12 protein-coding genes are annotated in these 12,353 nt (G+C 58.8%); 4 read left to right on the top strand and 8 right to left on the bottom strand.

The window, feature by feature from the left end; all coding sequences use genetic code 11:
• Positions 1-17: 17 nt before the first annotated feature.
• Positions 18-440 (top strand): Rid family hydrolase, encoded by a 423-nt coding sequence (locus GWK63_RS14705; RefSeq protein WP_039999076.1) that lies wholly within the window; start codon positions 18-20, stop codon positions 438-440.
• A gap of 408 nt (positions 441-848) precedes the next feature.
• Here the strand turns inward: GWK63_RS14705 and GWK63_RS14700 are convergent, their stop codons facing one another.
• From GWK63_RS14700 to cydD, 6 genes are all read right to left on the bottom strand, one after another.
• Positions 849-1,814, bottom strand: coding sequence for an alpha/beta hydrolase (locus GWK63_RS14700; RefSeq protein WP_007398759.1), 966 nt, complete (start codon positions 1,812-1,814; stop codon positions 849-851).
• 455 nt (positions 1,815-2,269) lie between these two features.
• Complete coding sequence (locus GWK63_RS14695; protein WP_099963214.1) at positions 2,270-2,464, bottom strand: hypothetical protein; 195 nt, start codon at positions 2,462-2,464, stop codon at positions 2,270-2,272.
• 13 nt (positions 2,465-2,477) lie between these two features.
• Positions 2,478-3,617 carry a cytochrome d ubiquinol oxidase subunit II gene (gene cydB / locus GWK63_RS14690; RefSeq protein ID WP_007398762.1) on the bottom strand — a complete coding sequence of 380 codons (1,140 nt, stop codon included), beginning with the start codon at positions 3,615-3,617 and terminating at the stop codon, positions 2,478-2,480.
• A gap of 14 nt (positions 3,618-3,631) precedes the next feature.
• Positions 3,632-5,242 carry a cytochrome ubiquinol oxidase subunit I gene (locus tag GWK63_RS14685; RefSeq protein WP_007398763.1) on the bottom strand — a complete coding sequence of 537 codons (1,611 nt, stop codon included), beginning with the start codon at positions 5,240-5,242 and terminating at the stop codon, positions 3,632-3,634.
• A 63-nt stretch (positions 5,243-5,305) separates the two neighbouring features.
• Entirely contained in the window at positions 5,306-6,997 is a 1,692-nt protein-coding gene (cydC, locus tag GWK63_RS14680) for a thiol reductant ABC exporter subunit CydC (protein ID WP_039999078.1), read from the bottom strand.
• Entirely contained in the window at positions 6,994-8,676 is a 1,683-nt protein-coding gene (gene cydD / locus GWK63_RS14675) for a thiol reductant ABC exporter subunit CydD (protein WP_039999080.1), read from the bottom strand. Before cydD ends, cydC begins: the two co-directional genes overlap by 4 nt.
• Positions 8,677-9,367: 691 nt before the next feature.
• Between cydD and GWK63_RS14670 the strand changes: the two genes are divergently transcribed.
• A complete protein-coding gene (locus GWK63_RS14670) occupies positions 9,368-9,805 on the top strand; it encodes a TIGR01244 family sulfur transferase (protein WP_223846558.1) in 438 nt (145 codons plus the stop codon).
• A gap of 144 nt (positions 9,806-9,949) precedes the next feature.
• Entirely contained in the window at positions 9,950-10,402 is a 453-nt protein-coding gene (locus GWK63_RS14665; protein WP_007398768.1) for a hypothetical protein, read from the top strand.
• Positions 10,403-10,643: 241 nt separating this feature from the next.
• On the opposite strand, the gene GWK63_RS17475 is transcribed toward GWK63_RS14665, so the two are convergent.
• Complete coding sequence (locus GWK63_RS17475) at positions 10,644-10,751, bottom strand: hypothetical protein (RefSeq protein ID WP_338034123.1); 108 nt, start codon at positions 10,749-10,751, stop codon at positions 10,644-10,646.
• A 538-nt stretch (positions 10,752-11,289) separates the two neighbouring features.
• Positions 11,290-11,850 (bottom strand): recombinase family protein, encoded by a 561-nt coding sequence (locus GWK63_RS14660; protein ID WP_039999082.1) that lies wholly within the window; start codon positions 11,848-11,850, stop codon positions 11,290-11,292.
• A 260-nt stretch (positions 11,851-12,110) separates the two neighbouring features.
• Here GWK63_RS14660 and GWK63_RS14655 point away from each other — a divergent pair, with 260 nt between their 5' ends.
• Entirely contained in the window at positions 12,111-12,308 is a 198-nt protein-coding gene (locus GWK63_RS14655) for a hypothetical protein (RefSeq protein ID WP_039999084.1), read from the top strand.
• The last annotated feature ends 45 nt before the right edge of the window (positions 12,309-12,353 follow it).

The raw sequence follows: 12,353 nt of genomic DNA, 5'->3' as shown, positions 1-12,353 counted from the left end.
ATGGATGGAAAGTGACAATGACCGAAATCATCAAGCTGAAATCTGGTAGCCTATACGAAGATCGTAACAGCTATTCACGAATTTTCATGATTGGAGACCAGATATTCGTCTCGAATACTGCTGGTATCGATTATACGACACGCGAGATTTCACCAGATGTCGCGCAGCAGGCGCGCAAGGCATTGCAGAATATCAATGGTGCCCTGCAGGCCGTGGGGTCGTCGCTGGCCGATACGGTACGGATCATTACCCATGTTCCCACGTCAACTGACATGCCTGCGGTTGCCGCCGTACTTGGCGAGACATTCAGGAACATTGATCTCGCCGGCACCATGGTCTGTACACCACTGGCCCGGCGTGAACTGAAAGTGGAATTCGAGGTCACGGCAATACGGGGCGCGTCCAGCCTGCCTGCAAAATATATTCGTGCGTCTGTCTGACTGTTCATTCAAGGGAGGTTCCGGGTAAGACTTGTTCTGAAGAAAGCCGTGCCCGGGACCTTGTAATCCCATCGGTATTGCTGTTCACCAAGAACGGCCCCGGGCAGGACAGGAATTTTCATTGGGATCGGAGAGCCATGCCTCCACACGCCCCATCCCCCTCTGCCGGGGGGTTGAGGAGTGATCGACAGGGAACTTCCGAGTGTGATCCGTCGGTGGCACTCCATCCGCGAGGAACAGAAACAGTCATCAAACAAGAGAACTGCTTACACCCATGGGCAGCCCTTTCCCGCCAGACTGATAAAATAATTCAACATTATCAGTCTTATAACGCTTTTAACATCCGGTATCCGCATGCAGTACCTGAAGCATACGCCAGGCAGCGTAGAAAAACGTCAGCTTAAATTTTCAAAAAAATCCTTGGGAAATGGCTCGTTTCAGGGCAGTGAAATAAGAGTCCCTGAACTGTTTGCTCATAGGGGCATCGGGAATGAACACGTCAAAGACGTGATACGCACCGGGAATGACACAGACCTCCGTCGGCACACCCGCAGCCATCAGGCGCCGGGCATATTCCAGATCCTCATCTAAAAACAGGTCCAGGGAACCTACGCCAATATAGGCGGGCGGCAGACCCGTCAGGTCTGTTGCACGAAAGGCCGCCGCATATTCGGATATGCCCGGGCTTCCGGGCGTTTTACCAAGATAGGCGTTCCATGCGTAATGATTGGCGGAACGTGTCCAGATGTATTCCCCCAGGGCCGGCGATGGCATGACCGTTGTCCCCGTCCGGTCATCCAGCATGGGATAAATCAGCAGTTGGAAAAGGACCTTGATTTCTGCCCGGTCGCGGGCCAGCAGGGCCAGGCAGGCAGTCAGCCCCCCGCCCGCACTGTCACCGCCAATAATCAGGCGGTTCCGGTCAATTCCCAGGCTGGCCGCATGTTCATGTGCCCATTTCAGGACAGCATAGCAATCCTCGATTGCCGCAGGGTAGGGGGCTTCCGGCGCCAGACGATAGTCAACCGAGAAAATGACCAGCCCCAGTTCACTGGCCATCTGCCGGCAGCGTGCGTCATCGACTTCCGGTGTGCCGCTTACGATACCGCCGCTATGGATGTAGACCAGCGCGGGAGCATCCGGGGGACTGGCCACAGGCCTGTAGGTCACGACCGGAACATCGGGCGCGCCTTCTGGCCCGGGCACATGGTCTTCCTCAACCATGACGTCGGGATATTCCACAACCCTGACACTGCGGATTGCGGAAATGAATGCCTTGCGTGTCTCATCCAGGGTCTCATCTGAAAGACCATCAAAAGAAGGCAGGACGTTCAGGGCTGCGCGAAATTCCGGGGCGACGGGATTGTGGGGCATGGTCATTTCTCCGTATTGTCTTTGCCCTAACGTATAGACAGCATCGGATCAGGCGTATCATCACGTCCAACTGATTGAACAGAAAGTGTTATTCAGGCGCTGCACGTACGGCGCGCGTGGTCTGGCAGAGACAATCGACGACCCGTACAGGGCCAGCAATCACCCGGAACCATGGGAATACATGGCGCGGTTCAGAATAATCTTGAATAATGGTGCCCAGCCCGCGGGAATGAACAGGAAAGCATAAAGCGCGCCACCCGTGGATGCCCGGGTGGCGCGCTTCGTATCATCGGCAGGGTGATGCCGTGACATGGCGGCGGGCGTGAGATGAAGAAAGACCCACCGCCATTCCTGTCATGGGAACCAGCGCCGCCCGCAGCGGTAGGCAATCAGGTAAAGTCCCATGTAAACCATCGGAATGAAGAAGATGATGCGTTCAAGATCCCCCATCATGATCAGATATCCCCATCGGCTGAAAGACTGGACTGGGCATCAAGCATGATCGCGCCAGCCCCGGAAATCAGGATGATCATGACCGTGCCGATCACCCACGCGAAATACCACGGCCCCTGATCCCCCACGAATACGGCAAACAGCAGGGATACGACCAGAACGACGGCCAGACCGGCCAGGCGCAGAAGCTTTGTCATCACGACCTCGCAATCAGTAGCTATGGGTATCGTTCACGACATCGGCGGTATGGACCTTCCCGCGCATGACGTAATAACACCACGATGTATAGGACAGGATGATCGGCACGAAGATTCCCGCCACCACCAGCATGCAGCCAAGCCCATATTCACTGGCGGTACTGTTCCATACCGTCAGGCTCTGGTCCGGCGTGGTGGAAGACGGCATCAGGAAGGGGAACATGGCGCAGCCAACCGTGGTGATGGTGCCAGCCCACGCCCCCAGTCCCAGCCACCAGCCCGCAACCGTGCGGCCAGCCGCCAGCATGGCCACACCCGCCAGCATGCAGCCCAGCCCCACAAGCGGCAGCATCCACAGGGCGGGATGGGCGTGGAAATTATGCATCCAGCCCCCCGCGACCATCGCCACCGACTGCCCATGCAGCGGGTTGGCGGGCATGGCGGGGTTGACGGGCGCGGTCATGACAAAACCGGGCAGGAACCGCACCCATATACCGCCAATTACGAACAGGGTGCCTGCAACAAGGCCGCCGCCCATGGCATACCGCCGGGCGCGCGACCAGATGGGGTCATCCGCCCGCAGCATGAGCATTGCCCCACCCTGATAGACACTCAGCCCCACGGACATCAATCCGCACAGGATGGCAAATGGGTTGAGCAGGTAGGACAGGAAGGATTCATCCTGATAATACTGTCCCGTCCAGCCAAAGTGGTATCCCACCCCTTCCAGCACATTGCCGAATGCCGCACCGTAGATGAACATCGGCACGAAGCCCGACACCAGGAAGACCCAGTCCCAGCCTGCCCGCCACAGCCTGCCATCCGCCTTGGAGCGGTATTCAAACGCCACCGGCCGCAGGATCATGCTGAACAGCAGCGTGATCATGACCACGTAAAAGACGGAAAACGACGTGCCATACAGCGTGGGAAAGGCCGCAAAGATCGCGCCGCCCCCCAGGATGAACCAGACCTGATTGCCATCCCAATGAGGTCCGATGATGTTCAGCGCGGTGCGCCGTTCTCCATCATTACGCCCGACAAGGCGCAGCAGCGTGCCCACCCCCATATCCATGCCGACCATGGTACCCAGGCCGATAAACAGCACGCCCAGTACCGCAGCCCAGATGATTTTCAGTATCGCGTAAAGTTCCATTTCTCCGTTTCCTGTCAGGACGCCATGGGACGCATGTCAAAGGCAGATACCCTGGGCGCGGCAGGCGTGTGCGGTTCCATGCTGTCATGATCGGGCCCCAGGCGGGCGAACTTGAACATGAGGTACAGTTCAGCCGCGATGAACACGCTATAAAGCAACACGAACCCGACCAGCGAAAACACCATGTAGGACACACCGTGACTGGAGGCCGAAAGGAAGGTCGGCAGCCAGCCAAACACGGTCCAGGGCTGGCGGCCTGCCTCGGCCGTGATCCAGCCGAACTCGGTTGCCAAAATCGGCAGCGGGATCGACCACATGCACAGCTTCAGCAGCAGGCGGCTGCGCTCAAGCCTGCGCTTCAGGCTGAGATAGGCCGAAATGGCAAACAGCGCGAAGAACCATAGCGACAGGAACACCATCAGCCGGAAAGACCAGAACGTGACGAACACGTTGGGCAGGATATCGGGCTGCGTCGCCTTGACCACATCGTCAATCTGATCCGCGGGGATCGCCGTAACGTCCTGCCCGGGGGCATGGCGGATTGCCAGCAGACCGTAGCCCATGTCCTGTTCATGCGCGGTGAACTGTGCAAGGTCCGTGCTGCTGTGGGTCACGCCATAGCGGCGGAGTGCCGCGACGGCATCGATACCGGAGCGGATGCGGGGGCCTGCCTCGTCCTCCAGTTCATGCATGCCGGTAATGGGCTGGTCGAACGTGTGGGTGATCAGCGGGGTCAGGACCAGCGGCACGCCAATTTCGTAGTGATTTTCCTGCCTGGCGTCATCTGGCAGGGCAGCGACGATCCATGGCTCGAACGGCGGGTTGCTGGTATGCCACAGCCCCTCGATCGCGGCGATCTTGGTCGGCTGCTTTTCATAATCCAGACGCCCCAGCACGTCGCCCAGCGTGATGACGGCCACGGTGGAAATAATGCCGAACAGGGCGGCCATGCGGAACGAGCGCGCGGCAAACTGCCGGTGCTGGCCCCGCAGCAGGTAAAAGGCGCTGATGCCCATGACAAACATGGCAGCCGACACATAGCCCGCAACCGAGGTATGCACGAATTTCGCCTGCGCATCGGGGTTGAAAACCAGATCGACAAAGCTTTCAAACTGCATGCGCATGGTTTCAGGATCAAAATGCGCGCCTTCGGGCATGTTCATCCCGGCATTGGCGATCAGGATCCACAGCGCCGACAGGTTGGAACCAAGGGCCACCAGATAGGTCACGGCCAGATGCGCCTGTTTGCTCAGCCGGTCCCAGCCAAAGAACATGAGACCCACGAATGTGGATTCCATGAAAAAGGCCATCAGCCCTTCAATAGCCAGAGGCGTGCCGAACATGTCCCCGAAGAAATGGGAATACATGGACCAGTTGGTGCCGAACTCGAACTCCATGGTAATGCCGGTGGCAACACCGATGGCGAAGTTGATGCCGAACAGCTTGCCCCAGAACTGGGTCATGTCCTTATAGATTTGCCGGCCGGTGACGACATATACCGTCTCCATCGCCGCCAGCATGAATGTCAGGCCGAGTGTCAGCGGCACGAACATGAAATGGTACAATGCCGTCAGCGCGAACTGGAAGCGCGACAGGTCGACGACATCGGGGTTAATGAATTCCACCGTCAGGTCTCCTGATTTCGGTATGGGCGTGAGGGGTTTTCCGGGGTTCAGGTCATCGTCGGGTCATGGCGCCCTCCCGGCCTCATGGAACCGGCCCCCTTCAACACGCACCACCCGGTCCATCCGTGCCGCCACGGCAGGATTATGGGTAATGCAGACAAGGGTTGTCCGTGGCGACAGGGCCGATAGCAGTGCGGTCATCAGGTCGTGCTCGGTCCCGGCATCCAGCCCTTCGGTCGGCTCATCAAGGATGATCCATGCCGGATTGCGCAGGACAACCTGCGCTACGGCCAGACGTCGCGCCTGCCCGCCGGACAGGCGCACGCCCCCTTCACCGATCAGCGTATCCAGCCCGGCGGGTTCCGCCTGCACGAACGCATGCAGCCGCGCGACCCGCAGGGCCTGCCACATCGCATCCTCCGTGGCGGTGGGGCAGGCGATGGTCAGGTTACGGCGGATGCTGCCCTGAAACAGGTGGAAGTCCTGCGCCACGACACCGACATGCCGGGCCATGATGTCCGCATCGACATCCTTCAGGTCCACGCCGCCAAAACGGGCCGTGCCTTCCTGATAGTCGTAAAAACGGAACAGCAGGTTCACCAGGGTGCTCTTGCCCGCACCGGACGGCCCGACCAGCGCCACGCGCTCCCCCCGTACCACCGACAGGTCCGCGTGCCGCAGCGCCCACCGTTCCGCCCCCGGATAACGCAGGCCGATATCCGACAGCGACAGGCAGGACGGATCGTCCGGGCATCGGGTCAGGGCAGGGGGCGCCACGCTGGGCGGGGTATCGCACAGGGCAAACACCCGGCCTGCCGCCATATGTACCTGGCCCAGCAAGGGCCATGCCGCGGGCAGCGGAGCAAGCACATCGAACGCTGCCAGCCCGCCAAGCGCCAGCATGGGCAGGCAGGCTGCCGACAGCGCACCCGCGCGGCAGGCCATATCCGCCATGGCCAGAACGCCCAGCGCGCTCGTCATGGTGACGACGGTCATCACACTCCGCGCGCCCCCTTCAATCAGGGCCACGCGCCGGCGTTCGGTACGGATATCAGCCGCGCGGGCGGCAATCCGGGCCTGCACGGCCTGCCCGGCGCCAAGGAACATGAACTCACCCATGCCCTGCAGCACTTCGGTCAGGTCCGCGTGCATGGTATCCTGCTGGCGGCTGATACGCCGCATGGCATGTACGGACAGCGCACCGGCCACGCCCGGCAGCACGCCACCACATACGACCAGCCCGACAGCCAGGACCAAGGCCGCCGAAAGAGAAAACGCGCCCATGACGGCAACAAACACCACGCAGCAGATGGCGGCGCTAGCAACGGGTACCAGCACTTCCAGATAGAACTGCCCCATCCGGTCGGTATCAGATACAAAGCGGAACAGCATGTCGCCACTGCGCTGCCGCGCCAGCAGGGCAGGTGCCTGTGGGGCAAGGCGGCTGATGCTCCACGCCCGCATCCGCCCGATCAGGCGCAGTGTCGCATCATGCGTGACCAGCCGTTCCAGATAACGGGCCAGAATACGCATGGTGGCGAAGAAGCGTACCCCAACCGCGGGCAGGAACAGGTTGAAGGCGTTCCGCGCGGCAATCCCGCCCAGTCCGGCCACGGCTGCCGCCGCCAGCAGCCAGCCCGACAGGAACAGCAGCCCGAAACTGGCCAGCGACGCCGTAACCGACAGCGCAAGCCCCAGTGCCATCTGTCGCCGCAAGGGCCGCATGTGGCCGATGATGCGTGCCAGCATGCTCATGCCGCGTGCTCCACGGTGTGCGGGCCGGAAAAGACCTGACCGTCCCGCAGGCGCACAACCCGCGCCGCCCGTGCGATCATGCCAGGCCGGTGGGCCACCACAATGCCGATCCGCCCCACCGCCGCATGCGCTATGGCTGCGGCCACGCGCTGCTCACCCTGCGGATCGAGATTGGCGGTGGGTTCATCCAGAATCAGTACCTGCGGATTGCGCAGCAGCACGCGGGCCAATGCCAGACGCTGCACCTGCCCACCTGAAAGACCGGCACCACGCTCACCCACCACGGTATCGAACCCCTGCGGAAGGGCCTCGATAAAGGACAGGGCATCGGCCTGGGCCGCGACGGCACGCAGGGCCTCCAGATCCGCCATCGGATCGGCCAGGCGCAGGTTTTCGGCAATGGTACCATGGACCAGCCGTGGCTGCTGGGGCACCCAGCCAATCCTGTCCTGCCAGCAGGCGTGCAGCACGCCACTTTCATCCATTGCCGTGACACGCCCCTGCATGGGGGGCAACAGCCCCAGCAGCAGCCGGATCAGGGTGGTTTTACCCACGCCACTTTCACCCGTTACCACCGTCAGGGCGTTGCGTGTGAACGTGCACCCGGCATGCAACAGTACTGGTGCATCGGCCAGATACCCGGCCGTAACATCTTCACAGCTTATGGAGATCAGCGGGACGTTGGCGGCGCTGCCCCGTACGTCAGGCCGGATGGTCGCTGCGGGCAGGGCAAAAAGCTGACTGATGCCCGCCATGGCTGCCGTCGCATTCTGGCGGGCATGATAACTGGCCGAGAACGCGCGGAGCGGCATGAAATATTCCGGCGCAAGCAGCAGGACCAGAAAAGCCGACTGGAAATCCGCCGTCCCGTCCAGCAGGCGCGCGCCGAACACGACCGCCACCAGCGCAATGGACAGGCTGGCAAAGAATTCCAGCACGGCGGATGTCAGGAATGCCACCTTCATGACCGACATGGTGGTGGCGCGGTATTCATCGGCCATGCCCGCCACGGCGGTCACCGCATCACGCGCGCGACCGAACAGCCGCAGCGTGGTCAGTCCCTGCAGTGTATCGAGAAAGGCCGATCCCAGAAGCAGGAGCTGCCTCCACTGCCGGTCCATGACCGCCTGCGCGCGATAGCCCACCAGCGCCATGAAGACGGGAATAAGCGGCCCCGTGCAGGCAAGGATGACAAAGCTCCACCCATCCAGATGCAGGACCATCCCCAGTACCAGCAGCGGCAGGACCACCATCATGGCGGCCCGGGGCACATACTGCGTAAAATAGGGTTCCAGCGCGGAAATGCCGTCCCCCAGTACCGTGACCATATGGCCTGTCGCCTGCCCGGCCAGACCAACCGGGCCGACATGAAACAGATGGCGCAGCAGTTCGCTGCGTATGGCTGTGCTCAGCCGCAGGCTGCCTTCGCCTGCCACCATATCGGCGGCCCATTGCAGCAGTACGCGCACAACCAGCAGGGCGAGCAGCATAGCCAGCCCGGCAAGCGCGTCGGAAACGACATGACCATGGAACGCAAGGTCCGACACGATACGTGCCAGAACAGCCAGCTGCAGGACCAGCATGACCGCCGCCGCCCCACCCAGCACGACAGCCGCGCCAAGCCAAAGGCCGATGCGCCGTGTAAACCCCATGAGCGTTCTGTTGCCGGGAGAGTCCATAACCACTTCCACACCATCCGTCTGCCCGTGTCCTGGCAGACAATTACATACTTTATGAATATATGTTTAATTTAAGTATGTAACTGTTTGATGTCAAGAAGGAGAAAATCGGTCTTCTTTAAAAAAGATCCTGAGCAGGACAGGAATCCCTGCGGCAGGCAGGGGACACGACCCGGCGACATCACCCCGCGAACACCCCTGAACGACAGGCCGATCAGCGCCTGATACACAGCATGGGACGTAAATTAATTTATAAAAACAATTAGTTAGTTGCGCGGATATGCGCGAAACAAGCAGAATGGAAGAACACACCCACCGAACCGCACAGCCCATCACATGCGCGCATGTTCGACGCAATAGGGGTGCCGACATGCAAGATATGTCGCCGATATCGACACGCGACAGCATCCTTGACGAGGGGTGATGCAGGAGTTAATTTTTACATACATAATATATTTATGTAATAAATTAACGAAATCAGGAGGTGATAGCCGATAGCGCCATGGCGGCCATGACCACGCGGGTCCAGACAGGTTCATCTTGACCCTCTGCCCGGACCATGGGTCCTGCCTGCAGGCCACGCGCCTGGCATCCGAAAGGCGGAATGAAAATAAACGACATGCACTACGTATTAAAAACGGCATGAACACCTGCGTATCCATTGCTTCATACAAAAAGAAGGATCTGCCCTGTGAACGATTTAGCCCGCGCCCTTACGCCCATGTTCTATGTTGCTCCGCAGTTGACTGTGTCCGATATCAACAAGGCCGCTGCTGACGGGTTTAAAAGTATCCTTTGTGCCCGCCCTGATGGTGAACAGGGGGATCAGGTGCCCGGCAAGGAGATTGAACAGGCTGCTTTTTGCCTGGGACTTGATTTTACAGCCATCCCCGTGCAGGCGGGGCACCTGCCGGATGCCAATGCCGTGGCCTGCATGCGCACGGCGCTCAAACGTATGCCCGGACCTGTGCTTGGATATTGCCGTTCCGGCACACGGGCCGCGCAGTTATGGGCGATGGCCCAGGTCGGCACCCTGCCGGATTCAGAGATACTGGAAGCCGGACGCAAGGCCGGCATCAATCTCTCCGCCGCCATTGCCGCAGCCACAGGGCCGAATACAAACGCCTGATCCGCCGACAGATGCCCCGCTCGATCCCTTCGCACCTGATGAGCAAGACAGGGGAAGCGTCGAAGACTGGCAGGCTGCGGGTTTACATTTCGTGACGGGAACACAGCGTGTTAGCGGATTAAGGTTGGGGCCTTAACAGGTGAGATGCCACTGCTGTCCATGTCCAACCATAATACAGGACGTGCCATCACGTTCTTCCTGCCTGTCCTCGTAGCGGCGATATCAGGCTGTCACCAACCGCCGGACCATACCGATAAATGCTGGCGCGCCCCATCGTCGCGCAACGGCAGCGTTCATGGCAGCATAACCACCGGCTTTGGCGTCGGCAGCGGGCGCGGCATGATGGGTGGATTCCCCATGGGCGGCATGACAGGCGCAGACGGTATGCCCGGCCCGATGCCGACGGGTATGGGACCCGGCATGGAGCAGGGTAGCCCCTTCACGGAAGAACAGACCGCCAGGAACAGCCTGCCAAAAGACTGCATGCCGCCTGATTTCCCCACGCACGCACAAAGTTCGTCCCACCAGACAACCCTGCCTGCGGCTCAGCAGGTGCCCGATACGGTAGACGTATCCGGCATCCGCATCGGTCCGTAAACTGATCCGTGTCTTATGTCCATTCTGAATGGAAATGATCAGTTTTCATGTCGCATATACAGTGCAGTCGCGGCATGGAGTCAGAGGGCTGCGCGGGAGTTCGTGACGGGCTGAAAAAAGGGGAGGGAGGCTCGCCCGCGCCCGTCATGGCGTTTACCGTCATGACAATCCGAGTGCCTGGATCAGACAGGACCCAGTCCGATCCGTTAAGGCCGATGTTCGCTATCCGATTTCTGCCTCATCAGTCAGGCAGTCGGCAAGACGCATGACCTTCACGAAGAATACGCCGGGCTTCCCCCCGCTCGGCCCGCGCGTCGGCCAGCGAGGCACCAGGATCATGCCCAGGCATCAGCAGTTTCTCCCGCTTTTCGAATTTGTAGCGGAACCGCCATCAAATAAAGTTAACTTCCCGCGCTTTGAAAAAGCGCTTTCGTGTCATACTGGTTCAGCAAAAACATACATTGTAATATTATCGTACATAACAGGTTTTAAATACCATTATCAACTGAGAAATGGTTACCTCGCGCATAGGAAAAGCCATCCCTAGCAAAAGCCATATAGATGGTAGATGTCCGATCCTGTCGCCTCTGGTTCCAGAAAAGCGCGGCAAATCAATATTAAAAAAACCATACTGAATAGTCCCAAGTTTTCCAGACGTCTGGGGCATTCAAAATCTGATGTTGTTCAAATTGCACGGACGACAGCATCCTGCTCCTGACGTAGCTTTGTGCCTTGTAGGTTCGACGTTAGACGCGCCAGCGCTTGAGCGATCAGAAAAAACTCTCCGCCACAGCATTTTTGTGGCAATTACCATGTGGGCTTATCGTGTATTCCAGCTTGCAAGCCTTTATGAAAACACCCGGTCCAACTCACATCGCAATCAGTTCTTACTTATTATTGGTAACCGCCCGATAGATGGTGGCTTTATGCACGCCAAAACGGGCTGCAACTTCTGAAATGGAGAGGTTCTCGTCCCGGACAAGCTTCCGGATCGTCGCAACCTGCTCTGCGCTGAGCTTGGCTGGCCGACCAAGATGGACACCCCGTTCCTTGGCCCGTTTCCTGCCCGTTTCCGTGAGGTTGCGGCTTAATGCGCGTTCAAATTCAGCAATGCCGGCAAAAACACCAAGAATCATTTTCCCATAGGGAACGGTGGTATCGGCCCAGGGTTCACAAAGGGAACGCAGCCCTGCTCCTTTTTCACGCAGTCGATCAGCCACTTCCAGCAGGTGGGGCGTTGACCAGGCGAGACGGTCCAGAGAATAGACCACCAAAGTATCATCAGAAGAAAGTTCCGTCAGGACGTTCCCCAGAATGGGCCAGTCCCGGCTCATTGTAGGAACTTTTTCCTCATATATTTTTTTACAACCCGCCTTTCGGAGCGCTTCTACCTGATTGAGAAGCGTCGCTTCTTCCGCATTTTCGCGCGCGTACCCGATCAGCATCATATTATTCGTTTATATTGGCACATCAGCCTTGTTTTATAGACGATTGCGCGAACGCATAGCCAGCATTTTTTTTGTTTTCAAATGACGGGTCTTATGCAACAATAAATTCCGTTACGTCCTCATCACCTCCACCATCATGCGGTTTCACATCGGGCAGAAAGGCCACGCCACAAATATTTCATATTTTGGCCCAATAGCCAGCGGTCAGAAAACCCGAAACTTCCTTGCTGGTGCGAGTATTTTTGAGACAGGCGATACATATGAAGATGGCAACGGACAATGGCTGCTCCCTTGTGGTCCGCGCGGACGAGACCGCGGTCAGAAACGGCTTTTTCAACTGGAACAACGTGATTGAGGTTGTAAACAGATCACTTCCCCTTTCACGCAGGTCGGACCTGTCTTCCTATCGCTTCATCATAGGATCACGGGCCTGGGTCCGCACGAACCTGAGTGTCTGACCGAAAATGAGTTGAGTGATTTCAGTGGATTATGATTCATGGATC

It is taken from the genome of Komagataeibacter rhaeticus (genome assembly GCF_011611525.1).
GTDB lineage: Bacteria > Pseudomonadota > Alphaproteobacteria > Acetobacterales > Acetobacteraceae > Komagataeibacter > Komagataeibacter rhaeticus.
Note: the sequence above shows the minus strand (reverse complement) of the source record. Positions and strands in the feature narration are given on the sequence as shown.

What these genes read in the sequence shown, in the direction of transcription:
- GWK63_RS14705 (WP_039999076.1), top strand. Translation starts at nt 18, where the DNA reads ATGACCGAAATCATCAAGCTGAAATCTGGTAGCCTATACGAAGATCGT.
- GWK63_RS14700 (WP_007398759.1), bottom strand. Translation starts at nt 1,814, where the DNA reads ATGCCCCACAATCCCGTCGCCCCGGAATTTCGCGCAGCCCTGAACGTC.
- GWK63_RS14695 (WP_099963214.1), bottom strand. Translation starts at nt 2,464, where the DNA reads ATGACAAAGCTTCTGCGCCTGGCCGGTCTGGCCGTCGTTCTGGTCGTA.
- cydB (WP_007398762.1), bottom strand. Translation starts at nt 3,617, where the DNA reads ATGGAACTTTACGCGATACTGAAAATCATCTGGGCTGCGGTACTGGGC.
- cydC (WP_039999078.1), bottom strand. Translation starts at nt 6,997, where the DNA reads ATGAGCATGCTGGCACGCATCATCGGCCACATGCGGCCCTTGCGGCGA.
- cydD (WP_039999080.1), bottom strand. Translation starts at nt 8,676, where the DNA reads ATGGACTCTCCCGGCAACAGAACGCTCATGGGGTTTACACGGCGCATC.
- GWK63_RS14665 (WP_007398768.1), top strand. Translation starts at nt 9,950, where the DNA reads ATGCCACTGCTGTCCATGTCCAACCATAATACAGGACGTGCCATCACG.
- GWK63_RS17475 (WP_338034123.1), bottom strand. Translation starts at nt 10,751, where the DNA reads ATGCCTGGGCATGATCCTGGTGCCTCGCTGGCCGACGCGCGGGCCGAG.
- GWK63_RS14660 (WP_039999082.1), bottom strand. Translation starts at nt 11,850, where the DNA reads ATGATGCTGATCGGGTACGCGCGCGAAAATGCGGAAGAAGCGACGCTT.
- GWK63_RS14655 (WP_039999084.1), top strand. Translation starts at nt 12,111, where the DNA reads ATGAAGATGGCAACGGACAATGGCTGCTCCCTTGTGGTCCGCGCGGAC.